Origin of the sequence: Acidovorax sp. Root70 (assembly GCF_001428225.1) — a bacterium.
In the GTDB taxonomy this organism is placed as follows: Bacteria; Pseudomonadota; Gammaproteobacteria; order Burkholderiales; family Burkholderiaceae_C; genus Acidovorax.
Genome location: NZ_LMHQ01000012.1, coordinates 98,802 through 122,457 on the forward strand (window position 1 = coordinate 98,802; position 23,656 = coordinate 122,457).

A 23,656-nucleotide genomic window follows, 5' to 3' on the forward strand; every position below is an offset into this window, starting at 1 on the left:
AATGGACGACAAGACCATGAGTTCCCACGATTCCCTGGCGCGCTTGGCCGCCGTCATCGAGAGCCGCAAGCCCGCCAACGGCGGCGACCCGGCCACCAGCTACGTGTCGCGCCTGCTGCACAAGGGGCCCGATGCCTTCCTGAAGAAAATCGGGGAAGAGGCCACCGAGGTGGTCATGGCTGCCAAGGACGTGGACCACGGCGCCGACAAGTCCAAGATCGTCTACGAAGTGGCCGACCTGTGGTTCCACACCATGGTGGCTTTGGCCCATTACGGTCTCACGCCCGCCGATGTGGTGGCCGAGCTGGAGCGCCGCGAAGGCACCAGCGGCATCGAGGAAAAGGCCCTGCGCAAGGTGGCGGAGCGCGCTGCCGAAGAAGGCACGCCGTGAGCGACATCATTGATGTGCAGACCAACGACCAGAAGGCCGAGGACCTCAAGGCCATTGGCTGGGTCAGCTATGTGCTGCACCTGATCGTGGCGCTCGGGGCGGTCATCCCGGGCGCACAGCCCGGCGCTGCGCTACTGATCGTGGCGCTGGTGATCGACCTGGTGAAAAAAGGCGATGCCGAAGGCACCTGGCAGGCCAACCATTTCTCGTGGCGCATCCGCACCGTGATCTGGGCGGGCGTGCTCTACATCGTCACCGCGCCGCTGTGGCTGCTGTTCTTCCTGCCCGGCTGGATCGCCTGGGGCCTGATCTCCATCTGGTTCCTGTACCGCATCGTGCGTGGCATGGTCGCCATGAACAAGAGCCAGGCCGTGGATGCCTGAAGCAGGTCGTCCCCGCCCGCGTCTGAACCTGGCGCTACAGGGCGGCGGCTCGCACGGCGCGCTCACCTGGGGCGTGCTGGATGCGCTGCTGGAGGACGGTCAATGGCAGCTTGACGGTGTCAGTGGCACCAGCGCAGGCGCCATGAACGCGGTGGCCCTGGCGCACGGGTTTGCGCAGGCCGCGCAGCAGCACAAGGACCCCGAAGACGCCCACCTGGCGGGCTGCGCCTCGGCCCGCGAGTCGCTCACCCGCCTGTGGGAAGGGGTGGGCGCGCTGGGCAGTCTGACCTGGGGAACGCCCCTGTCCGCTGCCAACCCGCTGGTGGGCATGATGTCGCAGTGGTTCTCGCCCTACCAGACCAATCCGCTGGGCATCAACCCCTTGCGCAAGCTGCTGGAGCGCGAGGTGGATTTCAGCCTGCTGTGCTCCGCCCGCACCGGCGTGGTCGGCCCCAAGGTGTTTGTGTGTGCGACCAATGTGCGCACCGGCCGGGGCGAGATTTTCTTTGGGCCCCGGCTCAGTGCCGATGCCGTGATGGCATCGGCCTGCCTGCCCATGCTGTTCAAGGCGGTCGAGATCGAAGGCGAGGCGTACTGGGACGGCGGCTATTCCGGCAACCCCGCGCTGCATCCGTTGATCTACCAGACCGATACCTCGGACATCCTGCTCGTGCAGATCAACCCCGTGGAGCACCTGGACGTGCCCAGCAGCGCCTCCGAGATCATGGAGCGCATGAACGAAGTCACCTTCAACGCCAGCCTGCTGGCCGAGCTGCGCGCCATCGAGTTTGTGCGCCGCCTGCTCGCCGAGGGCAAGCTCGACGCCCGCCGTTACAAAAGCGTGCGCATGCACCGCATCGATGGCGGCTCGGTGCTGGCGCCCTTTGGGGCCGACAGCAAGCTGCGCGCGGACCTGGCCTTTGTGCGCAAGCTGTTTGCGCTGGGCCGCACAGCGGGGCAGGACTGGCTTCATGCGCACCGCAAGGACGTGGGCGTGCGCCCCAGCATCAAGATCGCTGACAATGCCTAGGGATGTCCTGCATAACTCCCTGCGGTCTGTGATAGCGCGGTCTCGGGCGGTCCGCTGCGTTGCTTTTCTTGCCAATAGCCGGGCTATTGGCTGCAAAAAGACGCCTTGCGGCCCATCCCGATCCGCACTACCACCGCCTCGCGAGGGTTATGCAGGACATCCCTCGCTCGCGCGCGAGGCGCCCTCTGGGTTGATCCGCGCCTGTACCCCTGATTTCCTTTGCTCCGATCCCTTCCATGCACGATCCGAACTGCCTTTTCTGCAAAATCATCGCGGGCCAGATTCCTTCCAAGAAGGTCTATGAGGACGAAGAAATCTTCGCCTTCCACGACATCCACCCGTGGGCGCCGGTGCACTTTTTGATGGTGCCCAAGCTGCATATCCCTTCCATGGCACAGGTCACCCCGGAGCACGCTGGCATGCTGGGGCGCATGATGGCGCTGGCGCCGAAGCTGGCGCTGGAGCAGGGCTGCAACCCGTACCCGGATGGTGGCTTTCGCGTCGTGGTAAACACGGGGCTTGAAGGTGGGCAGGAAATCCACCACCTGCATATCCACGTGATGGGCGGCCCCCGCCCGTGGCTCAAAAGCTGAACCAGGCTGACGATCAGGGCAGATACAGAGGTGCCGGCATGTCCCGACATTGAACTCCTGTCACGCCCCCCGTCTAAAATGATTGCAATTCGTTAGGAGATATTTCATGGGCTCTTTTTCCATCTGGCACTGGCTGATCGTGCTGTTGATCGTTGTGATGGTGTTCGGTACCAAGAAGCTCAAGAACATGGGCTCCGACCTGGGCGGCGCCGTCAAGGGCTTCAAGGACGGCATGAAGGATGGCTCGTCTGACGCTCCCGCTGCTTCCACGCCCCCCGCTGGCCAGGTGGCCAACAGCCAGGCTGCCGACAAGACCACCATCGATGTCGAAGCCAAGCAAAAGAGCTGAGCGGGTGCCCTTGACCTGCAGCCTTTGCCTGCCTTGCACGGGCGCCTGATCCATGATTGATATTGGTCTGTCCAAAATGGCGCTGATCGGTGCCGTGGCGTTGATCGTCATCGGCCCCGAAAAGCTGCCCCGCGTGGCCCGCACCGTCGGCACCTTGCTGGGCAAGGCGCAGCGCTATGTCTCCGACGTGAAGGCGGAGGTCAACCGGTCCATGGAGCTCGACGAGCTCAAGAAGATGAAGGACACGGTGGAGAACGCCGCGCGCGACGTGCACAACACCATCCAGACCAGCGCCAGCGAGTTCGAGAAAGACTGGTCTGAAGCCATCGATTCCAGCAGCAACGCCGATCTGCGTGAGCAGGCGGCCGTGGTGCCTGCCTACAAGCACCCTGGCAAGAACTGGCGCCTCAAGCGCGGCGCGGTGCCCCAGTGGTACAAGGCGCGCAGCGGTGTGCGCACCAAGGCACAGTCTGGCGCAGCCCGCGTAGCACGCTATCGCCCCCAAAAATTCCACTGACGCAGCCTGCCGCGCCCCCTGCGCTGCATGGGCGGCCTTGACGCCCACGAAAACCCACCATGTCCGAAACCCCCTCCAAAGAAGACGAACTGGCCGGCACCGAGCAGCCGTTCGTACAGCACCTCATGGAGCTGCGCGACCGCCTGGTCAAGGCCATGATCGCCATCGCCATCGCGGCGGCGATCCTGTTCTTCTTCCCGGGCCCCGGCGCGCTGTACGACTTTCTGGCCGCCCCCCTGGTGGCCCATCTGCCCAAGGGGGCCACGCTGATCGCCACCTCGGTGATCTCGCCCTTCATGGTGCCGCTCAAGATCTTGCTGATGTCGGCGTTCCTGCTGGCGCTGCCCTTTGTGCTGTGGCAGATCTGGGCTTTTGTGGCGCCCGGCCTGTATTCGCATGAGAAAAAGCTGGTGCTGCCGCTGGTGATCTCCAGCACGCTGCTGTTCTTCATCGGCGTGGCGTTTTGCTACTACCTGGTGTTTGGCCAGGTGTTCGCCTTCATCCAGAGCTTTGCGCCCAAGAGCATCACGGCGGCACCTGACATCGAGGCCTACCTGAGTTTTGTGCTGTCCATGTTCCTGGCGTTCGGCATGGCCTTCGAGGTGCCGATTGCCGTGGTGGTGCTGGCGCGCATGGGTATCGTGAGCGTGCAGAAGCTGCGCGAGTTTCGCGGCTATTTCATTGTGCTGGCCTTTGTGGTGGCTGCCGTCGTGACGCCGCCCGATGTGGTGTCGCAGCTGTCGCTGGCCGTGCCGATGTGCCTGCTGTACGAGGTGGGCATCTGGGCCGCACAGATCTTCATCAAGCACACCCAGGCGCCCGAAGAGCCTGGCGAGTCCGCTTCCGCATCCTGACCCTTTGGCTTGGCAGGCGGACGGGGCTGCCACGGGGTCGGCGCAGATCGCGTCCCTGGGGCTTCGCCCAGGCTGTGGAAGGGAATATTGAATAAAAATAGCTGCAAGCGCTAGTGCCATATGCGCTGGCAGCACTATTTTTCATAGTGCTATGTGGGGGTTGGTTGCACACGCGTTGGCATGACATGCGTCATTCGATCTCGTCCGCTTGGCCTGTGCTTTACTCCCGCCTGACCTTGCACCAAGGCCATCGAGGCTGCCACCCTTCGCCGATCTAGCCCCACACCTCGCTGCGTTGACGACTCGTGCCCGGCGTTGGTAAGAACGATCCGGGCCTGCGCAGGCGTCAGCGCTTCACATTGCGCTGGGGCCGGGGGCGCACGCCCGGGTTGATGCTCAGCTCCACCCGCTTGTCAGCCCGCTGCACGTCAAACGCCGCCGCCTGGCCGGGCTTGAGCGCTGCCACGGCGGTCAGCAGCTGCGACACGTTGCTCACGGCCTTGCCGTCCACCTGCACGATCACGTCACCGGGCCGCATGCCGGCCTGGGCGGCGGGGCCGTCCTGCAGCACGCCGGTGATGATCACGCCCTCGGTGGCCTTCTTCACGCCAAAGGTTTCTGCGAGTTCGGGCGAGAGTTCGTTGGGCTCCACGCCGATCCAGCCGCGCGTGACCTGGCCATCCTTCACGATGCCATCGAGCACCATGCGGGCTGTGGAAACGGGAATGGCAAAGCCGATGCCCATGCTGCCGCCGGAGCGCGAGTAGATCGCGGTGTTGATGCCCATGAGGTTGCCGTTCACATCAACCAGCGCACCGCCCGAATTGCCGGGGTTGATGGCCGCGTCGGTCTGGATGAAGTTTTCAAAGGTGTTGATGCCCAGCTGGCTGCGGCCCAGCGCGCTCACGATGCCACTGGTGACCGTCTGGCCCACACCGAAGGGGTTGCCGATGGCCAGCACCTGATCGCCCACGTCCAAGGCGTCGGAATTGCCCAGCACGATCACGGGCAGCTTGTCGAGTTCGATTTTGAGGATGGCCAGGTCGGTGTCGGGGTCGGTGCCGATCACGCGCGCACGGGCGCGGCGGCTGTCGGTAAGGGTCACCTCGATCTCGTCCGCGCCTTCCACCACGTGGTTGTTGGTCAGGATGTAGCCCTCGGGGCTCACGATCACGCCGCTGCCCAGACCGGCTTGCGCCTGGCTGCCCTGGTCGCCAAAGAAGAACTGGAACCAGGGGTCGTTGCTGCGCGGGTGGCGCACTTCCTTGCTGGTGTTGATGCTGACCACGGCAGGTGCCGCCTTGCGGGCTGCGGCGCTGAAGCTGCCTGCCACCGGCTGGGATGACGGCGCGGCGGGTGCCTCCAGCAGTGCAATGCCTGCCCCTGAGCGTGTGGTGCCCCGGCCCAGCCAGTCGGGCTGGAGCGTGGCAACAACAAAGTAGGCCGCAACGAGGACCGTCACGGACTGGGAAAACAGCAGCCAGAGTCGCTTCATGTAATGTGCTTACCGGTGGTGGAACGGGGTGGGACGAGGGGGGCGCGGTCTGCCGGTTCGCCGTGGCGGCCCGGGCGTTCGCTCCGTCGTGGCATTGTCTCCCAATGTGGGGGTGATGACGGCGCGCCACAATAGAGGCATGAGCATTCCCCGCAGTCAACTTTTGCAGGCGTTTGACAGCCTGCTGCAACCCGAGCGCTTCAGGGACTACGGCCCCAACGGCCTGCAGGTCGAGGGCAAGGCCGAGATCCAGCGTGTGGTGAGCGGCGTCACGGCCAGCCGAGCGCTGATCGAGGCCGCCATTGCCGCGCAGGCCGACGCCATTTTTGTGCACCACGGCCTGTTCTGGCGCGGGCAGGATGGCCGTGTCACGGGTTGGATGAAGCAGCGGCTGCAGCTGCTGCTGGCGCACGACATCAACCTGTTTGCCTACCATCTGCCGCTCGATGCCCATGGCGAGCTGGGCAACAACGCGCAGCTGGGCCGGGTTCTGGGCTGGGCGGCCGATGCGCGGTTTGGCGAGCAGGACCTTGGCTTTGCGGCGCCTGCGGCGTTTGAGAATGCCCAGGCGGTGGCCGACCACGTCGCCAAGGCGCTGGGCCGCCCCGTGACCCTGGTGTCGCCGGGTGAGGCGGGTGGTGGTGCCTCTGTGCAGCGCCCCGTGCGCCGCGTGGCATGGTGCACGGGGGGGGCGCAGGGGTATTTCGAATCGGCCATTGCTGCGGGGGCAGATGTCTTCATTACCGGTGAAATCTCCGAGCCGCAAGCCCACCTGGCGCGCGAGACGGGTGTGAGCTTCATTGCCGCTGGGCACCATGCCACCGAGCGCTATGGGGCCCCCGCCGTGGCGGCCCATGTGGCGGACCAGTGCGGACTCAGCCACGAGTTCATCGAGATCGACAACCCCGCGTAGTCCATGGCAAGACACTGCACAACAAGGCACCGCACCGTGCGGTTGTGTGGTGCTTTTTGCTCACTTATTAATAGCTGGCAGCGCATGAAAGACTAGCGCTATAGGCACTTTCGGTTCCAAACCCATGCAACCCATCGCCATCACCCAGGGAGACCCCGCCGGCATCGGCCCCGAGATCGTGGCCAAGGCCTTTCGCGATGCGCCCGATGCGCTGCGCCACTGCTTTGTTGTCGGTGACCTGGCCACCTTGCGGCGCGCCGCAGGCGTCATCACGCGGCCCGGCGTGCCCAGCTTGCCCGTGGCGCAGATCAGCGCACCGTGCGAGGCGGTAGATGTGCCGCCTCGCTGCGTGCCCGTGCTTCCCTTGCCCCGCATTCCGGGCCCTCAGCCTTGGGGTTTGATCAGCGCGGCTGCGGGCCGTGCGGCTGCCGACAGCGTGGTCTGGGCAGCGCGTGCAGCGCTGCGTGAAGAAGTCGCGGCGCTGGTCACTGCCCCGTTGCACAAGGAGGCGCTGTCGGCGGCGGGGGTGGACTTCCCGGGGCACACGGAGCTGTTGCAGGCGGAGGCCGCCGCGCACCATGGCGTGCCGCTGGCCCGCATGCCGGTGCGCATGATGCTGGCCAACGACGAACTGCGCACCGTGCTCGTCAGCATCCACGTGTCGTTGCGCGACGCGATCGCTGCCGTCACGCAAGACAATGTGCTGCAGACGCTGCAAATCACCCACGCCGCCTTGCAGCGCAGCCTGGGCCGCGTGCCGCGCATCGGTGTGGCGGGGCTCAATCCCCATGCGGGCGAGGGCGGGCTGTTTGGCCGCGAGGAGCTGGAGGTGATCGTCCCGGCGATGGCAGCCGCGCGTGCGCAGGGGCTGGATGTGCACGGCCCCTTCGCGCCGGACACGGTGTTCATGCGTGCACGCAGCACCCCGCAGCGTGCGGGCGAGTTCGACGTGGTCATCGCGATGTACCACGACCAGGGCCTGATCCCGGTGAAGTATCTGGGGGTGGAGAAGGGGGTGAACGTGACCCTGGGCCTGCCGCTGGTGCGCACCAGCCCGGATCACGGCACGGCGTTTGATATTGCAGGGCAGGGCGTTGCAGACGCCTCCAGCCTCATCGAGGCCGTGCGGATGGCGCGTGCGCTGTGTGGTTGACCGGTGTGGGTGAGGTCTGCGGCTGAAGTCTTGAGGCCAAGCGCTGATCGACATCAAATGAAGCGCTGAAAAATACGACCCCCACCCAGGGTGCCATCCTGCAGGCAGGGCTGCCCAAAAACCGACGCCACCGGCGGCTGGCTGTTCCAGCGCAGCGGTGGCGTTTCTCATTCTTGCGGCCAGAAATGCCGCGGCCCCAGGGGTTTTTTACTTCTTCAGGCTGTCGCGAATCTCGCGCAACAGCACGATGTCCTCGGGAGGTGCCACCGGCGCGGCGGGCGCGGCAGGCGCCTCGCGCTTGAGGCGGTTGATCTGCTTGATCATCATGAAGATGATGAACGCAAGGATCACGAAGTTGACTGCCACGGTCAGGAAGTTGCCATAGGCAAACACCGGTACGCCGGCCTTTTTGAGGGCATCGAGTGTGGTGCCGGTGCCTGGGGGCACGTTGCCCAGCACGATGAACAGGTTGGAAAAATCGAGCTTGCCAAAGACCAGTCCCACCACCGGCATGATCAGGTCCGCCACCACCGAATCCACGATCTTGCCAAATGCCCCGCCAATGATGACGCCCACCGCCAGGTCAATCACATTGCCCTTGACCGCGAACTCCCTGAACTCTTGCATCATCCCCATGCTGGTGCTCCTTGTAAAACGGTGATGCGGGAGTATTGCCCGGTTCGTGCCCCTGTCAAGCCAGCAAACCACTTGGAAATAACCATTTTCACTCCGCTACAATTCGCGGTTGACCCCAATCTAGCGATGTTCATCGAGGATCCCCATGAGTGACACTCCAATCGACTCCAGCAAGCGGACGTGGATCATCACGTCAGCATGTGCTGGTGCGGTGGGCGGCGTGGCAACCGCCGTTCCTTTCGTGAGTACTTTCCAGCCCTCAGAGCGTGCCAAAGCCGCTGGTGCTGCCGTTGAGGTGGATATCTCCGCCCTCAAACCTGGAGAAAAGGTCACTGTGGAGTGGCGCGGCAAGCCCGTCTGGATCATCAAGCGCACCCCCGAGCAGCTGGCAGAGTTGCCCAAGCTCGACGGCCAGCTTGCCGACCCCAAGTCGGAGCGCAAGCCCTCTGAACTCACGCCCGAATACGCCCGCAACGAGGCGCGTTCGATCAAGCCGGAAATTTTCGTGGGCGTAGGCATCTGCTCGCACCTGGGCTGCTCGCCGTCGGACAAGTTCCAGCCCGGCGCACAGCCTTCGCTGCCTGACGATTGGAAGGGCGGTTTCCTCTGCCCCTGCCACGGCTCCACTTTCGATATGGCGGGCCGTGTCTTCAAGAACAAGCCGGCTCCGGACAACCTCGAAGTGCCTCCGCACATGTACCTGTCCGACACACGCCTCGTGATCGGTGAAGACAAGAAGGCTTGACGGAGAACGACATGGCCCACGAATTCAAAGAAATCTCGCCGAACGCCTCTGCTGGCGCCAAGGTCACCAACTGGTTCGAGAACCGGTTCCCGACGGCCTTTGACGCCTACAAGGTGCACATGTCGGAGTACTACGCTCCGAAGAATTTCAACTTCTGGTACATCTTCGGCTCGCTCGCGCTGGTCGTGCTGGTGATCCAGATCGTGACCGGGATCTTTCTGGTCATGCACTACAAGCCCGATGCCAGCCTGGCGTTCGCATCGGTCGAGTACATCATGCGGGACGTGCCCTGGGGCTGGCTGATCCGCTACATGCACTCCACGGGCGCATCGGCATTCTTCGTGGTGGTGTACCTGCACATGTTCCGTGGCCTGATCTACGGTAGCTATCGCAAGCCCCGCGAGCTGGTCTGGATCTTCGGCTGTGCGATCTTCCTGTGCCTGATGGCCGAGGCTTTCATGGGCTATCTGCTGCCCTGGGGCCAGATGTCGTACTGGGGCGCCCAGGTGATCGTGAACCTGTTTGCCGCCATTCCGTTCGTCGGTCCTGATCTGGCATTGCTGATCCGCGGCGACTATGTGGTGGGCGACGCTACCCTGAATCGCTTCTTCAGCTTCCACGTGATTGCCGTGCCTCTGGTGCTGCTGGGCCTGGTGGTGGCGCACTTGCTGGCGCTGCACGATGTGGGCTCCAACAACCCCGACGGCGTGGAAATCAAGGGCCCCAAGGCGCCCAAGGATGCCAACGGCAAGCCGCTCGATGGCGTGCCCTTCCACCCCTACTACACGGTGCATGACATCTTCGCGCTGAGCATGTTCCTGATGGCGTTCACGGCCGTGGTGTTCTTCGCACCCGAGTTCGGTGGCTACTTCCTCGAATACAACAACTTCATTCCTGCGGATCCGCTCAAGACCCCTGCGCACATTGCTCCGGTCTGGTACTTCACGCCGTTCTATTCGATGCTGCGTGCCATCACCAGCGAAATGATGTACGCCCTGATCGCCTGCGTGCTGGGTGGTGCAGCTGTTGGCGTGATCAAGGCAAAGCTGCCCAGCTTCATCAAGGCCGGTATCGCTGGTGCGGCCGTGGTGGTCGTGCTGCTGATGCTGTCGATCGATGCCAAATTCTGGGGTGTCGTGGTGATGGGTGGCGCGGTGATCATTCTGTTCTTCCTGCCATGGCTGGATTTCAGCCCGGTCAAGTCGATCCGCTATCGCCCTGACTGGCACAAGTACCTGTACGGCATCTTTGTGATCAACTTCCTGATCCTGGGCTATCTGGGTGTGCAGCCCCCGTCGCCCATCGGCGAGCGTGTGTCGCAAGTGGGCACCTTGTTCTACTTTGGCTTCTTCCTGCTGATGCCCTGGTGGAGCCGCATTGGTCAAACCAAGCCAGTGCCCGATCGCGTGACCTTTGTGGCGCACTGAGCCTGGAGATAACCACAATGAAAAAAATCATTCTCACGTTGATCGCCGCTGTGGGCCTGGCCGCAGGGGCTGCCCATGCGGCGGGTGCCGACACCATCGCCTGGGACAAGGCGCCCAACAAGACCAATGACCTGGCCTCGTTGCAAAACGGCGCCAAGGTGTTCGTCAACTACTGCCTGAGCTGCCACTCGGCGGCTTACATGCGGTTCAACCGCCTGCGCGACATCGGCCTGACCGAGCAGCAGATCAAGGACAACCTGCTGTTCACCACCGATAAGGTGGGTGAAACCATGAAGGCTTCCATTGATCCCAAGCAGGCCAAGGAATGGTTTGGTGCCAACCCCCCCGACCTCACCGTGATCGCGCGTTCGCGCGCAGGGCACGGTGGCACCGGGGCTGACTACCTGTACACGTTCCTGCGCACGTTCTACCGGGACGACACCAAGGCCACGGGCTGGAACAACCTGGTTTTCCCCAGCGTGGGCATGCCCCATGTGCTCTGGCAGCTTCAGGGCGATCGCCGCCCGGTGTTTGAAGAGCACGAGAGCCACGGCCACAAGACCCAGGTGTTCAAGGGCTGGGAGCAGATCACGCCCGGCACGATGACACCTCTGCAGTTCGACCAGAACATTGGTGATCTGGTGAACTATCTGCAGTGGATGGGTGAGCCCGCACAAAATACCCGCTGGCGCGTGGGCGTCTGGGTGTTGATTTTCCTGGGCGTGTTCACGGTGATTGCCTGGCGCCTGAACGCTGCGTTCTGGAAGGACGTGAAGTAAACGCCAGATCCATTTCCCGCACCCTTCGGGGTGCCATTGGATTTATTGCAGAGTGGGCGCTTTTGGCGTCCCACTCTTTTGATTTTTAGGAGCCTCCCACCATGATGGTGCTTTACTCGGGTACGACCTGTCCCTTCTCCCACCGCTGCCGTTTTGTCCTGTTTGAAAAGGGCATGGACTTTGAAATCCGCGATGTGGACCTGTACAACAAGCCCGAAGACATCAGCGTGATGAATCCGTACGGCCAGGTGCCGATTCTGGTTGAGCGCGACCTGATTCTGTACGAGTCGAACATCATCAACGAGTACATCGACGAGCGCTTCCCCCATCCGCAGCTGATGCCCGGTGACCCGGTGGATCGCGCCCGCGTGCGCCTGTTCCTGCTCAACTTCGAGAAGGAGCTGTTCGTGCATGTGAACACGCTTGAGTCGCGTGCGACCAAGGGCAACGAAAAGGCGCTGGAGAAGGCGCGCGCGCACATTCGCGACCGCCTGACCCAGCTGGCCCCCGTGTTCCTCAAGAACAAGTACATGCTGGGCGACAACTTCTCGATGCTGGACGTGGCCATCGCGCCGCTGCTGTGGCGCCTGGATTACTACGGCATTGACCTCTCCAAGAATGCGGCCCCGCTGCTGAAGTACGCCGAGCGCATCTTCTCGCGCCCGGCCTATATCGAAGCACTGACGCCGTCCGAAAAGGTCATGCGCAAGTAAGCAGCGGCCTGCAGACTTCATTTCCTCCACCGCAGCCGTAACACCGCCTCATGACCGCACAGGAATCGACCTCCACGCGCCCCTATCTCATTCGTGCCCTGTACGAATGGTGCACCGACAACGGGCTGACGCCTTATGTGGCGGTGCGTGTGGACGAGTCCGTGCAGGTGCCCCGCGAGTATGTGAAGGACGGCGAGATTGTCCTGAACATCAGTTTTGATGCAACGAGCGCGCTGCAACTGGGCAACGAATTCATTGAATTCAAGGCCCGGTTTGGTGGCAAGCCCCGTGAAATCTTGGTGCCCGTGGGCCGTGTGATCGCCATCTATGCCCGTGAGAATGGTCAGGGCATGGCGTTCCCGCCTCCGGTGGATCTGTTGTCGTCTGCGGACGGTGCTCCCGGCGTGCTGCCTTCAACTGCGGCACCGACCCCCTTGCAAAACGAAGAGGCTGTCGCTGCCCCTGCCGAAGACCGCGTCGTGCAGCTGGTGGGCGTGGAAGAGGGCCACAAGGACGATGGCGGCGATGCGCCCCGGCCGCCGCCCGCCCAAGGCGGTGCACGCCCCTCGCTCAAGCGCATCAAATAGCTGCAGTTTCAAATTTCAGGCAGTTTTTACGGGATAAAATACTGCCTTCGCCGGTTTAGCTCAGTTGGTAGAGCACCCGCCTTGTAAGCGGTAGGTCGTCAGTTCGATTCCGACAACCGGCACCATGTTTCTTCTTTTGTTCTGCATTCCCTGGCACTGACGCTGGCCGTCAGGTTTGAACTTTCAGGCGAATCGCGTTAATCTCCCACCCCCGACTGCGCAGATGCGCCTGCAAAGCAGGCAGCAGTTGGCGTATTTTTGCCGCCGCGGCGTTGCTCTTGACCAGCAGGCACCAGCTATCCCCGTCAATGGGGCCCGCTTGGACTGCTGGACGCAATGCGGCGGGAATCAGCAATTCAATGGCCTTGAGCCGATCCCTGGAGTCGCGTGTCAGCGCTGTGAGCTTTGCCAGCGTGGGGGATTCCTCACTGGCTTGCTGCAGGGTGACGGCGTAGTGGCGGCGGTTCATGGTGTGGCGTCTTCGGGCGTGGAGTATGGGCAGTGCATTTGATTATCACGGACGCCAGACTGGCGCGCAGTCGGGCCATTCATTTGTCTGGCACGCGCCTGGTTCTGGTGAGCCTCGCTGTGTCACTGTGCCTGATGGTGGTTGCTGCGGGGCTGTACCACTGGGTATTTCTAAAAGGGGCGCGTGAAGGGTGGCCCGTCGTGGGCTCGCTGGTGCGCCTGGTGGTCAAGGACGAGTTTGCGGAGCGCGACCGTTTCATGCGTGCCAACCTCGACGCCATGGCCCGGCGAGTGGGCGAAATGCAGGCGCGCATGGTGCAGTTGGAGTCGCTGGGAGACCGTGTGCTGGGACTTGCGGGCATGGCACCCGCCGACATCCAGAAGCCGGATGCACGCGGTGGTGCCCTGGTGAGTGCCCGCAACCTGTCCATGGAAGAGTTGCAAACCACGCTGGATGAGCTGGAGCGACTGACCAACCAGCGTGTGGATCTGATGACGGTGCTGGAGTCCCGTCTGTTCGACCAGCACATCCGCAAGAAAATGATCCCTACCCATGCACCCGTCACAGGGCGTGTCGCGGGTTCGGGCTTTGGCTGGCGGGTCGATCCCATCACGGGGCAGTCGGCGTTGCACACGGGGCTGGATTTCCAGGCCGATACGGGCACTTCGATCCTGGCCGCCGCCGGGGGCGTGGTTGTGACCCAGGAATACCATCCCGCCTACGGCAACATGATTGAGGTAGACCACGGCAATCAGCTGGTGACGCGCTATGCCCATGCTTCGCGCGTCCTAGTCAAGCAGGGCGACATCGTGCGCCGCGGACAAAAGATTGCGGAGATTGGCACAACAGGGCGTTCAACGGGGCCGCATCTGCACTTTGAGGTATTGGTGCAGGGCGTTTTCCAGGACCCGCGGAAGTTCCTGAACGCGGGAGCCATGGCCACCGGCGCGCAGGTGGCAGCCGTTCAGCCCTCCGCATTGGCAGGACAGCGGTCCGCACCGGCACCAGGCAGGTAAAATCGTGGGTCCGGCGTTCTGTGCCTGGGTTGCAATGCTTGCAATCGCGGTCGCAGCACCCACCTGAACTCAATTCATCTTAGGGATTTCGGTCGCTTGGCGCGCTGATTGCAGCGGGACAGGCGGTCCTGTTCGCATGGCCACCAACTTCCTCACCAAAATATTCGGCAGCCGCAATGACCGGCTTCTCAAGCAGTACCGCAAGACGGTGACCCGCATCAATGCGATGGAGCCCGAGTACGAGAAGCTGTCGGACGAGCAGCTCCGGGCCAAGACGCAGGAGTTCAAGGACCGCGTGGCCAAGGGCGAGACGCTGGACAACATCCTGCCCGAAGCCTTTGCCGTGGTGCGCGAGGGCTCCAAACGCATCATGAAGATGCGGCACTTTGATGTGCAGCTGCTGGGTGGTATGGCGCTGCACTTTGGCAAGATCGCTGAAATGCGCACCGGCGAGGGCAAGACCCTGACCGCAACGCTGCCGGTGTACCTCAACGCTCTGTCGAGCAAGGGCGTGCACGTGGTGACGGTGAATGACTACCTCGCCAACCGCGACGCGCAGTGGATGGGGCGCCTGTACAACTTCCTGGGCCTCACGGTGGGCATCAACCTGCCCAACATGCCCCGTGAAGAAAAGCAGGCGGCGTACCGGGCCGACATCACCTACGGCACCAACAACGAATACGGCTTTGACTACCTGCGTGACAACATGGTCTACGAGGCGCAGGACCGCGTGCAACAGGGCCTGAACTTCGCCATCGTGGACGAGGTGGACTCCATCCTGATCGACGAGGCCCGCACACCGCTCATCATCAGCGGCCAGGCCGAAGACCACACGGCGATGTACATCGCTATGAACAAGGTGGTGCCCCTGCTGGTGCGCCAAGAGGGTGAAGCTGACCCCCGCACGGGTGAGGGCGTGACCAAGCCCGGCGATTTCACGCTGGACGAAAAAACCCATCAGGTGTTTCTGACGGAGCAGGGCCATGAAACTGCTGAACGCATTCTGGCCTCGCATGGCCTGATCGCCGAAGGCGCTTCTGTGTATGACCCGGCCAACATCACGCTGATGCACCACCTGTATGCGGCGCTGCGGGCCAACCACCTGTACCACCGCGATCAGCACTACGTGGTGCAAAACGGCGAGATCGTCATCGTGGACGAGTTCACCGGCCGCCTGATGTCGGGTCGCCGCTGGAGCGAAGGCCTGCACCAAGCCGTGGAAGCCAAGGAAGGCGTGAACATCCAGGCCGAGAACCAGACGCTGGCCTCCATCACCTTCCAGAACTACTTCCGCCTGTACAACAAGCTGGCAGGCATGACGGGTACGGCCGACACCGAGGCCTATGAGTTCCAGGAAATCTATGGCCTGGAAACCACGGTCATTCCGCCCAACCGCCCGAGCAAGCGCGACGACCAGCTGGACCGCGTGTACAAGACCACGCGCGAAAAATACGAGGCCGCGATCAAGGACATCCGCGAATGCCACGAGCGCGGCCAGCCCGTGCTGGTGGGCACGACGTCGATTGAGAACTCCGAAATCATCGACCAGTTGCTGAACAAGGAAGGCCTGCCGCACCAGGTGCTCAATGCCAAGCAGCACGCCCGCGAGGCTGATATCGTGGCCCAGGCGGGTCGCGAGGGCATGATCACCATCGCCACCAACATGGCTGGCCGTGGTACCGACATCGTGCTGGGCGGTAACATCGAGAAGGATGTGGCGGCCATCGAGGCCGACGAGTCCCTGTCCGAGTCCGACCGTGCTGCCAATGTGGCCGCGCTGCGCGAGCAGTGGAAGGTGGACCACGAGAAGGTCAAGGCGCTGGGCGGCCTGCGCATCATCGCCACCGAGCGCCATGAGTCGCGCCGCATCGACAACCAGTTGCGTGGCCGTTCGGGCCGCCAGGGCGACCCCGGTTCTTCACGCTTCTACCTGAGCCTGGATGACTCGCTGATGCGCATCTTCGCGGGCGACCGCGTCAAGGCGATCATGGACCGCCTGAAGATGCCCGATGGCGAAGCCATTGAAGCGGGCATCGTGACCCGCAGCATCGAGTCGGCCCAACGCAAGGTCGAGGCCCGCAACTTCGACATCCGCAAGCAATTGCTGGAGTACGACGATGTGGCCAACGACCAGCGCAAGGTGATCTACCAGCAGCGCAACGACATCCTGGATGCTTCGGACCTGTCGGACGTGATCGCCGCCATGCGCGAAGACTGCATGACCGATCTGGTTCGCCAATACGTGCCTGCCGAATCGGTGGAAGAGCAGTGGGATCTGGCTGCGCTGGAAAAGGCGCTTGCAGAAGAATGGCAGGTATCGATTGCGCTGCAGCAGGAAGTGCAAGGCGCCAATGCGATCACCGACGACGAAATCCTGGACAAGGTCCTGCAGGCTGCGCATGCCGCCTTCGACGCCAAGGTCGAGCAGGTCGGCCGCGACAACTTCACGCAGTTTGAGCGCGTGGTGCTGCTGCAGAACTTTGACTCCAACTGGCGCGATCACCTGAGCGCACTTGACTATCTGCGCCAGGGCATCCACCTGCGCGGCTATGCGCAAAAGCAGCCCAAGCAGGAGTACAAGCGCGAAGCCTTCGAGCTGTTCCGTCAGCTCATCGACCAGGTCAAGAACGAGGTCACCAAGATCCTCATGACCGTGCAGGTGCAGTCGCAGGCGCAACTCGACCAGGCTGCGCAGGACATGGAGCAGCGCGCCGAAAGCATTGCCAACGTGACCTACACCGCACCCACCGAAACCGGCGAGGTGGAGACCACAGTGGATGCACAGACCGTGGCCCAGCAAACTCTGCCTGACGGTATGCGCGTGGGCCGCAATGACCCCTGCCCCTGTGGCAGTGGCAAGAAGTACAAGCAGTGCCACGGCAAGCTGGCTTGATTTCCTGATCCATACAACACGGGCTTCGGCCCGTGTTTTCATTGGCGCGCCACGGTTTTCCGGATAATCGGCCGCAGTTTTTTGAGAAAGACCTCCATGCCCGTCAATCTAGTCGCCCCCGTTGCTGCCGATCTGCACCCCATCGCTGGCGTGCGCATCGGTGTTGCTGAAGCCGGTGTCCGCAAGGCCCACCGCAAGGACCTCACCGTGTTCCTGCTGGACGAGGGTGCCAGCGTGGCGGGCGTGTTCACGCAGAACCGCTTTTGCGCAGCGCCGGTGCAGATCAGCCGTGAGCACCTGGGCAGCGGTCAACCCATCCGCGCCATGGTCATCAACACCGGCAACGCCAATGCGGGCACAGGGGCTGACGGTTTGGCGCGTGCACGCTCCACCTGCATTGCGCTCGCACGCCAGCTGAGCGTGGCGCCCGAGCAGATTCTGCCGTTCTCGACCGGCGTGATCATGGAGCCTCTGCCCAACGACCGCATCGAAGCGGGACTGCCCGCCGCCATCGCCGACGCACAGCCGGGCCACTGGGCGCGGGCCGCCGAGGGCATCATGACCACCGACACACTGCCCAAGGCATTCTCTGCGCAGGTGCAGATCGGGGGTGCCATGGTGTCCATCACGGGCATCAGCAAGGGCGCGGGCATGATCCGCCCCAACATGGCCACCATGCTCGGCTTCCTGGCCACGGACGCTTGCGTGGCCCCCGCCGTCATGCAGCAACTGGCGCGTGAACTGGCGGACGGCTCCTTCAACCGCGTCACCATCGACGGCGACACATCGACGAATGACTCCTTCGTGGTCGTTGCCACCAACAAGGCAGCGCATGCGCCCGTGACCTCGCTGGACAGCGCGGACGGCCAGGCCCTCAAGGCGGCGATGCTTTCGGTGTCGCAAAAGCTGGCGCAGGCCATCGTGCGCGACGGCGAGGGGGCGACCAAGTTCATCACGGTGCGGGTTGAGGGCGGCAAGACCGGTGAGGAGTGCCGCAAGGTGGCCTACGCCATTGCCCATTCGCCGCTGGTCAAGACGGCCTTTTTTGCCAGCGACCCGAACCTAGGCCGCATCCTGGCGGCCGTGGGCTACGCCGGCATTGACGACCTGGACCAGACCGGCATCGACCTGTATCTGGACGATGTGCATGTGGCGCTGCAAGGGGGGCGAAACCCAGCCTATCGTGAAGAAGACGGCCAGCGCGTGATGAAGCAGAGCGAGATCACCGTCAGGGTACTGCTGGGACGTGGCACTGCCGCAGACACGGTGTGGACCTGCGACTTCAGCCACGAGTACGTGACCATCAACGCCGACTACCGCTCGTGAGTTGGTTTTTGCTATCTTTGTGATAGCTGTTGAGGCATATTCCACTAGCGCATGTCGCCACAATGAACGAAAAATTTGAACGCTTGGTCGAGCGTGCCGAGCAGCTCATCGCACGTATCGAATCTGTATTGCCCCAGCCGCTGGGGGCCCCCGACTGGTCCGCCTCCATTGCCTGGCGCTACCGCAAGCGCAGCAGTGGGCATGGCGCGCTGGAGCCCGTGCGCCACGTGGGCGCGATGCGGCTGGCGGACCTCAAGGAAATCGATCCGCAAAAAGAAAAGATTGAGCGCAACACCCAGCAGTTTGTGCAGGGCAAGCCCGCCAACAATGTGCTGCTGACCGGTGCGCGTGGCACCGGCAAGTCGTCGCTCATCAAGGCCTGCCTGAACGCCTATGCGGCCGAAGGCCTGCGCCTGATCGAGGTGGACAAGGCCGACCTGACCGATCTGCCGGACATCGTGGATGTGGTGTCTGACCGGCCCGAGAAATTCATCGTCTTCTGCGACGACCTGAGCTTTGAGGACGGCGAGCCAGGCTACAAGGCGCTCAAGTCGATTCTGGACGGCTCGGTGGCGGCGGCCACACCCAACGTGCTGATCTACGCCACGAGCAACCGGCGCCACTTGCTGCCGGAGTACATGGCCGACAACCTTACGTACACCCATACCGAAGACGGCGAGGTGCACCCGGGCGAGGTGGTGGAGGAGAAGATCTCTCTGTCGGAACGGTTTGGCCTGTGGGTCAGCTTCTACCCGTTCAGCCAGCAAGAGTATCTGACCATCGTGGGGCAGTGGCTGTCGTCGTTCGGTGTGCCCGCGCAGGCCATTGAGGAGGCGCGGCCTGAAGCGCTGGTCTGGGCGCTGGAGCGTGGCTCGCGCAGCGGCCGTGTGGCGTACCAGTTTGCGCGCGACTATGCGGGGCGCCATGGTGGCTGAAAATCTCGCCCCCAATGGCACGCCAGCCGGTACCGAACGCAAACACACCGAAGTGGCTGTGGGCATCCTGCTGCGCGCTGACGGCGCGATGCTGTTGTCCACCCGCCCGCCGGGCAAGCCCTACGCCGGGTACTGGGAGTTTCCGGGCGGCAAGCTCGAAGCGGGTGAGACGGTGGAGCAGGCCCTGCGCCGCGAACTGATCGAGGAGCTGGGCGTGACCATCGGCCCGGCCAGCATCTGGAAAGTGACCGAACACGATTATCCCCACGCGCTGGTTCGCCTGCACTGGTGCAAGGTCTGGGCATGGACCGGTGAGTTCGAGATGCGTGAAGGTCAGGCCATGGCCTGGCAGCAAATGCCGATCACGGTGTCTCCCGTGCTGCCGGGTGCCTATCCGGTGCTGCAATGGCTGGCCGAGGAACGGGGTTTGCAGTCTGCGGTGGAGTGAGATTCCCGTCTGTGTGGGACTGATTTGCTATTGAATTAGTAGCTTCTCAGGCATGTGCTACTAGCGCTACCGCTGGTTTTGGATGAAATGGCTCCTGAATGGAGCCTGTGACCTCTGTCAATGCTGCTGGCGCGGGTCGCCATGGGGGGCGTCGTCTGGCGGTGCTTCGGTAGGCATGCGAAAGCTTTCGCTGGCCCATGCACCCAGGTCGATCTGCTTGCAGCGCTCACTGCAGAAAGGGCGGTACTCATTCGCGGGGCTGTACACGCTATCGCCGCCGCAGCTGGGGCAGGTGACGATGCGCGCCTGCGAGGAGGGGGTTGGGGAGTGGGGCATCCTGGGGTGAACCTCTTGCTCAAATCGGCCGGCCTGATCTTCTGCGGGCCTCGGCGCTATGCAGTCTCTGGGCTAGGGCTAGGGCTTGCTAAGGCCTATGCGCACAGGGTCAGTTCAAACGCTGCGTCTTCGTTGCAGGCGTGCAAACGCCCATCAGCTTCCAACCGCATGAGCCGCACCGAGACTATCAGACGGTTGCCACTGATTTCCGGGATCAGGTTCAGCGCCGGGTCGATGCGAAGCCGCAGCAGCTGGAAGGTACGGCCTTGGGGAAGGTTTTGCTGAAATTGCCCTCGTTCGGCAGCCACCTTTTGGGGAACGCCTGAATCGCGCAGCAGCTTGAGCAATACATAGATCGACTCGGCAAGGGGAGCCAGAGTAGAAGCCCATTCTTCCAGCGCCTGCTGACGCACTGCGGGAGTATGGTGCTGCCACGCGTAGTAGGCGGGCAGATCAAAGCCACAGGTCCCACCCGGAATACCGATACGGCTGCGAATGCTCATCAGCCAGTCGTTCTCGGTGAGCGCGTGGCCCGACTTGCCGCTTTGGGTGTTGAGTGCCACGAAGCAGCGATCCAACTGGCTGATGACCGCGTCGAGCGCTGCTTCAGAGATGGAGGGGTTGCCCCGGTATGCGTCGAGCTGGTGCTTGTGCCTTTCGATGTCCTTGAGCACATCCGACTTCAGATCGGCCCGGGCGGCCACGTCCATGATCTCGAAAATCGTGACCAGGGCGAAATGGTGATCCAGCGCGTGGGGCCGGGGGATCAATTCCCCCAAGCGGCGGAACAGCTGCTCCAGCCGCAGGTAGGTTCTGAGACGCTCGTTAAAGGGGTATTCGTAAAGGATCACGCTGGCGGGTTCCTGGAGGCTCAGGCAGTATTCTGACGCCGGTGGCGCACGGCATGGGGTGAAAGCACAAACGGTTTCGTACGCATCATAGCCCGAACAGTGTGGCCACTTGCCGTACCTCGGCCTGCAACTGCTCCAGTGTGCAGTGTGCTTCGTTGGCAATCACCACATCGGCCACCGCCCTGCGCGCTGAGCGCGTGGCTTGTGAGGCAATGATTCCCTGTACGGCTTCAGCGGACAGACCGCTGCGCTGCATAACCCGCGTGATCTGGGTCTGTTCTGTGCAGTCCACCACAATCACGGCGTCAAGCTGGCGAGCCCAGCGCCCGGACTCGGCGAGCAGAGGAATGTCGTGCACGATCAGTCGGGCGCCAGCCTGCAAGGCCTGCTGAATCCGTTGCTGGCTGTGCAAGGCTACCAGGGGGTGCACGATGGCCTCCAGCTGGCTGCGGGCCTCGGGTTGGCTGAAGGCCAATTGCCGCATGCGCGCGCGGTCCAGGGCACCCGATGCATCGACATAGGCATCACCAAAGGTACTTTGGATGGCTGGCACGGCCGCGCCCCCAGATCCGGTCATTTCCCGGGAAATCTGGTCAGCGTCGATCAGGGCTGCGCCGAGGAACGCCAGCATCTGACCTACCGTGCTCTTGCCGCTGCCAATGCCCCCGGTCAGGCCTAGGCGCAAGGGCTGTCGGTCAGTTGTCATGAGCGCACGTCAGAGTCCCAGGAGCCCGAGCACCGTGCCCAGAATGGCATTGGGGCCAAACACCATCGCAGTGAACCCGGCACCTACCAGGAAGGGTCCGAACGGGATGTAGCCACCTTCGCGCAAGCTGCTGAAAATCTTCATGGCGATCCCGATGATGGCGCCAATCACGGAAGACATCAAAATGATGGGCACCAGCGCTTGCCAGCCAAACCATGCGCCTAACGCGGCAAACAGCTTGAAGTCACCGTACCCCATGCCTTCCTTGCCAGTCGCCAGCTTGAACCCCCAGTACACCAACCAGAGCGAAAGGTACCCAGCCGCGGCGCCCATGACAGAGGCATACAACGGCACGTTAGTCCACTGCATGGCCGATGCCAGCAACCCTGCCCACAGCAGAGGCAAGGTGATGTCATCGGGTAAAAGCGTGGTGTCCCAGTCGATGAATGCAAGGGCCACCAGCGCTGCCGAAAAGCCGCACCATGCCAACCCCGCAGGGGTTAAGCCCCAGCGATGGAGGCAGAAAAAAAACAGTGCACCCGTTGCCAGCTCGACCAACGGGTAACGGGGGCTGATGCGTGTTTTGCAGGACGAACAACGCCCACGCAAAAACAGGTAACTCAAAACCGGGATGTTCTCATGCCACCGCACCAGGTGCCCGCAAGCAGGGCAGCGGGACCGAGGCGTCATGAGATTGAAAGTCAGCTGCGTGTCCTCGGGCGGCTCTTTGCCTTGGTTGGATGCCTCGACTTGCGCCAACTCTGCAGCCCACTGCCTTTCCATCATTTTGGGAAGGCGGTAGATCACCACATTCAGAAAACTGCCGACAAGCAACCCAATCACGCCGCCGATAGCGGCATCCAACCATGCTTCCAGCACCATTACACAACCTGACCGAGCTTGAAGATGGGGAGGTACATCGAGACCACGATACCGCCGATGAGCGTGCCAAGAAACACGATGATGATGGGTTCCATCAGGCTGGATAGGCCTGCGACCATGTCGTCTACTTCAGCCTCATAGAAGTCCGCGGCCTTGCCGAGCATGTGGTCGATGGAGCCAGACTCTTCGCCAATCGCGCACATCTGGAGCACCATGGAGGGAAAGATATTGGCGTTGCCCATAGCAGCCGTCAGGCTGGTGCCTGTAGAGACTTCCTGTTGGATCTTGTCGGTGGCCAGGGAGTACACCGAATTGCCAGCGGCCCCGCCCACCGAGTCGAGCGCCTCCACGAGAGGCACGCCAGCAGCGAACATCGTGGAAAGCGTTCGGGTCCAGCGAGCGACACATGATTTGTCAATCAACGCGCCAAAAACCGGAAGCCGCAACAGGAGCCGGTCCATGAACATCTGGACCTTTTCACTGCGGCGCCATGCCTGCATGAAAAAGTAGAAGCCACCGCCAATGACACCAAAAATTAGCCACCACCATTTGACGAACACCTCGCTGATCGCCATTACCAGCAAAGTTGGAGCTGGCAGGTCGGCACCGAATGAAGTGAAAACCTCCTTGAACGCTGGAATCACGAAAATCATGATGACAGTGACCACCACAAAAGCCACGATCACTACGGAAATGGGGTACATCAAGGCTGATTTGATCTTCGATTTGATCGCCTCGGTTTTTTCCATGTAGGTGGCTAGTCGATCCAGCAAGGCTTCCAAAATACCGGCCGCCTCACCTGCTTCCACCAGGTTGCAGTAGAGACTGTCGAAATACATCGGGTACTTTCTGAATGCCCCGTTGAGCGATGTCCCGGTCTCGATATCGGCCCGAACATCGTTGAGCAATTTGGTAACGCTGGCATTCGTGTTGCCACGACCCACAATGTCGAAAGCCTGCAGCAGAGGCACGCCGGCTTTCATCATGGTTGCCAACTGGCGTGTGAACAACGCAATATCCTTGGGCTTGATTTTCTTGCCCGAGCGCATGCGGCGCTTCTTGATTTTGGTGGGAAACACTCCCTGGCGACGCAGGGTCGCCTGTACCTGGTTTTCTCCACCCGCACGCACTTCACCCCGGACGATCTTGCCGTTGCGGTCCTTGCCCTCCCACTCGAAGACAAAATCCTTAATATCTTTGGTTGATGCTGCGGTCGCCATGGTGCCCTC

General features: G+C 62.4%; 27 protein-coding genes and 1 tRNA gene. 20 read left to right on the forward strand and 8 right to left on the reverse strand.

The genetic code is table 11. The annotated features are described in order from the left end of the window. Positions 1-16: 16 nt before the first annotated feature. The 7 genes from ASD94_RS08030 (at position 17) to tatC (ending at position 4,117) form a co-directional block, all read left to right on the forward strand. Positions 17-391: a phosphoribosyl-ATP diphosphatase gene (locus ASD94_RS08030; RefSeq protein WP_043566048.1), complete on the forward strand. Its 375-nt coding sequence runs from the start codon at positions 17-19 to the stop codon at positions 389-391. Then, the gene (locus tag ASD94_RS08035) at positions 388-774 is read left to right on the forward strand and encodes a hypothetical protein (RefSeq protein WP_056060250.1); all 387 of its coding nucleotides are present in this window, start codon (positions 388-390) and stop codon (positions 772-774) included. The genes ASD94_RS08030 and ASD94_RS08035 overlap by 4 nt, the downstream gene beginning before the upstream one ends. Further along, on the forward strand, positions 767-1,804 hold the full coding sequence (locus ASD94_RS08040; RefSeq protein ID WP_056641050.1) for a patatin-like phospholipase family protein: 1,038 nt from the start codon (positions 767-769) through the stop codon (positions 1,802-1,804). Before ASD94_RS08035 ends, ASD94_RS08040 begins: the two co-directional genes overlap by 8 nt. Positions 1,805-2,040: 236 nt before the next feature. Beyond that, entirely contained in the window at positions 2,041-2,397 is a 357-nt protein-coding gene (locus ASD94_RS08045; RefSeq protein ID WP_056641055.1) for a histidine triad nucleotide-binding protein, read from the forward strand. 106 nt (positions 2,398-2,503) lie between these two features. Then, entirely contained in the window at positions 2,504-2,746 is a 243-nt protein-coding gene (tatA, locus tag ASD94_RS08050; protein WP_056641058.1) for a Sec-independent protein translocase subunit TatA, read from the forward strand. A 52-nt stretch (positions 2,747-2,798) separates the two neighbouring features. Then, entirely contained in the window at positions 2,799-3,263 is a 465-nt protein-coding gene (gene tatB, locus ASD94_RS08055) for a Sec-independent protein translocase protein TatB (protein WP_056641061.1), read from the forward strand. Between the two features lie 59 nt (positions 3,264-3,322). Continuing rightward, positions 3,323-4,117, forward strand: a complete 795-nt coding sequence (tatC, locus tag ASD94_RS08060; RefSeq protein ID WP_056641064.1) for a twin-arginine translocase subunit TatC — start codon at positions 3,323-3,325, stop codon at positions 4,115-4,117. Between the two features lie 346 nt (positions 4,118-4,463). Here the strand turns inward: tatC and ASD94_RS08065 are convergent, their stop codons facing one another. After that, positions 4,464-5,612 carry a S1C family serine protease gene (locus ASD94_RS08065; RefSeq protein ID WP_056641067.1) on the reverse strand — a complete coding sequence of 383 codons (1,149 nt, stop codon included), beginning with the start codon at positions 5,610-5,612 and terminating at the stop codon, positions 4,464-4,466. A gap of 139 nt (positions 5,613-5,751) precedes the next feature. Between ASD94_RS08065 and ASD94_RS08070 the strand changes: the two genes are divergently transcribed. Together ASD94_RS08070 and pdxA are read left to right on the forward strand one after the other, a co-directional pair. Continuing rightward, the gene (locus ASD94_RS08070; RefSeq protein ID WP_056641070.1) at positions 5,752-6,525 is read left to right on the forward strand and encodes a Nif3-like dinuclear metal center hexameric protein; all 774 of its coding nucleotides are present in this window, start codon (positions 5,752-5,754) and stop codon (positions 6,523-6,525) included. A 124-nt stretch (positions 6,526-6,649) separates the two neighbouring features. Next, a complete protein-coding gene (pdxA, locus tag ASD94_RS08075; RefSeq protein WP_056641073.1) occupies positions 6,650-7,678 on the forward strand; it encodes a 4-hydroxythreonine-4-phosphate dehydrogenase PdxA in 1,029 nt (342 codons plus the stop codon). 207 nt (positions 7,679-7,885) lie between these two features. On the opposite strand, the gene mscL is transcribed toward pdxA, so the two are convergent. After that, positions 7,886-8,314, reverse strand: coding sequence for a large conductance mechanosensitive channel protein MscL (gene mscL / locus ASD94_RS08080; protein WP_056641077.1), 429 nt, complete (start codon positions 8,312-8,314; stop codon positions 7,886-7,888). 145 nt (positions 8,315-8,459) lie between these two features. Here mscL and petA point away from each other — a divergent pair, with 145 nt between their 5' ends. From petA to ASD94_RS08110, 6 genes are all read left to right on the forward strand, one after another. Continuing rightward, complete coding sequence (gene petA, locus ASD94_RS08085) at positions 8,460-9,059, forward strand: ubiquinol-cytochrome c reductase iron-sulfur subunit (protein ID WP_056641080.1); 600 nt, start codon at positions 8,460-8,462, stop codon at positions 9,057-9,059. A gap of 11 nt (positions 9,060-9,070) precedes the next feature. After that, on the forward strand, positions 9,071-10,486 hold the full coding sequence (locus ASD94_RS08090) for a cytochrome bc complex cytochrome b subunit (protein WP_056641083.1): 1,416 nt from the start codon (positions 9,071-9,073) through the stop codon (positions 10,484-10,486). Positions 10,487-10,503: 17 nt separating this feature from the next. After that, the gene (locus ASD94_RS08095; protein WP_056641086.1) at positions 10,504-11,265 is read left to right on the forward strand and encodes a cytochrome c1; all 762 of its coding nucleotides are present in this window, start codon (positions 10,504-10,506) and stop codon (positions 11,263-11,265) included. A 101-nt stretch (positions 11,266-11,366) separates the two neighbouring features. Then, positions 11,367-11,978: a glutathione S-transferase N-terminal domain-containing protein gene (locus tag ASD94_RS08100; protein ID WP_005794209.1), complete on the forward strand. Its 612-nt coding sequence runs from the start codon at positions 11,367-11,369 to the stop codon at positions 11,976-11,978. A 50-nt stretch (positions 11,979-12,028) separates the two neighbouring features. Further along, the gene (locus tag ASD94_RS08105) at positions 12,029-12,565 is read left to right on the forward strand and encodes a ClpXP protease specificity-enhancing factor (protein ID WP_056641089.1); all 537 of its coding nucleotides are present in this window, start codon (positions 12,029-12,031) and stop codon (positions 12,563-12,565) included. Between the two features lie 49 nt (positions 12,566-12,614). Beyond that, positions 12,615-12,690: transfer RNA gene (locus ASD94_RS08110), tRNA-Thr, on the forward strand. 44 nt (positions 12,691-12,734) lie between these two features. Here ASD94_RS08110 and ASD94_RS08115 read toward each other — a convergent pair. Further along, positions 12,735-13,034 carry a hypothetical protein gene (locus tag ASD94_RS08115; RefSeq protein WP_056641091.1) on the reverse strand — a complete coding sequence of 100 codons (300 nt, stop codon included), beginning with the start codon at positions 13,032-13,034 and terminating at the stop codon, positions 12,735-12,737. A gap of 32 nt (positions 13,035-13,066) precedes the next feature. Between ASD94_RS08115 and ASD94_RS08120 the strand changes: the two genes are divergently transcribed. The 5 genes from ASD94_RS08120 to ASD94_RS08140 all read left to right on the forward strand — a co-directional run bounded on the left by ASD94_RS08120 (position 13,067) and on the right by ASD94_RS08140 (position 19,652). Next, positions 13,067-14,050, forward strand: coding sequence for a M23 family metallopeptidase (locus ASD94_RS08120; protein WP_056641094.1), 984 nt, complete (start codon positions 13,067-13,069; stop codon positions 14,048-14,050). A gap of 136 nt (positions 14,051-14,186) precedes the next feature. After that, positions 14,187-16,943 carry a preprotein translocase subunit SecA gene (gene secA / locus ASD94_RS08125; RefSeq protein WP_056641097.1) on the forward strand — a complete coding sequence of 919 codons (2,757 nt, stop codon included), beginning with the start codon at positions 14,187-14,189 and terminating at the stop codon, positions 16,941-16,943. Between the two features lie 96 nt (positions 16,944-17,039). After that, on the forward strand, positions 17,040-18,269 hold the full coding sequence (argJ, locus tag ASD94_RS08130; protein WP_056641100.1) for a bifunctional glutamate N-acetyltransferase/amino-acid acetyltransferase ArgJ: 1,230 nt from the start codon (positions 17,040-17,042) through the stop codon (positions 18,267-18,269). 62 nt (positions 18,270-18,331) lie between these two features. After that, positions 18,332-19,204: an ATP-binding protein gene (locus tag ASD94_RS08135; RefSeq protein WP_056641103.1), complete on the forward strand. Its 873-nt coding sequence runs from the start codon at positions 18,332-18,334 to the stop codon at positions 19,202-19,204. Continuing rightward, the gene (locus ASD94_RS08140) at positions 19,182-19,652 is read left to right on the forward strand and encodes an NUDIX domain-containing protein (RefSeq protein WP_200954208.1); all 471 of its coding nucleotides are present in this window, start codon (positions 19,182-19,184) and stop codon (positions 19,650-19,652) included. Before ASD94_RS08135 ends, ASD94_RS08140 begins: the two co-directional genes overlap by 23 nt. A 117-nt stretch (positions 19,653-19,769) precedes the next feature. Here the strand turns inward: ASD94_RS08140 and ASD94_RS08145 are convergent, their stop codons facing one another. From ASD94_RS08145 to ASD94_RS08165, 5 genes are all read right to left on the reverse strand, one after another. Further along, on the reverse strand, positions 19,770-19,988 hold the full coding sequence (locus ASD94_RS08145) for a DNA gyrase inhibitor YacG (protein WP_056641105.1): 219 nt from the start codon (positions 19,986-19,988) through the stop codon (positions 19,770-19,772). 95 nt (positions 19,989-20,083) lie between these two features. Continuing rightward, positions 20,084-20,839: a cell division protein ZapD gene (gene zapD / locus ASD94_RS08150; protein ID WP_056641109.1), complete on the reverse strand. Its 756-nt coding sequence runs from the start codon at positions 20,837-20,839 to the stop codon at positions 20,084-20,086. Positions 20,840-20,924: 85 nt separating this feature from the next. Beyond that, positions 20,925-21,545, reverse strand: coding sequence for a dephospho-CoA kinase (coaE, locus tag ASD94_RS08155; protein WP_056641110.1), 621 nt, complete (start codon positions 21,543-21,545; stop codon positions 20,925-20,927). Between the two features lie 9 nt (positions 21,546-21,554). Continuing rightward, positions 21,555-22,427: an A24 family peptidase gene (locus tag ASD94_RS08160; protein WP_056641113.1), complete on the reverse strand. Its 873-nt coding sequence runs from the start codon at positions 22,425-22,427 to the stop codon at positions 21,555-21,557. After that, positions 22,427-23,647 carry a type II secretion system F family protein gene (locus ASD94_RS08165; RefSeq protein WP_056641116.1) on the reverse strand — a complete coding sequence of 407 codons (1,221 nt, stop codon included), beginning with the start codon at positions 23,645-23,647 and terminating at the stop codon, positions 22,427-22,429. The genes ASD94_RS08160 and ASD94_RS08165 overlap by 1 nt, the downstream gene beginning before the upstream one ends. Positions 23,648-23,656: the final 9 nt, after the last annotated feature.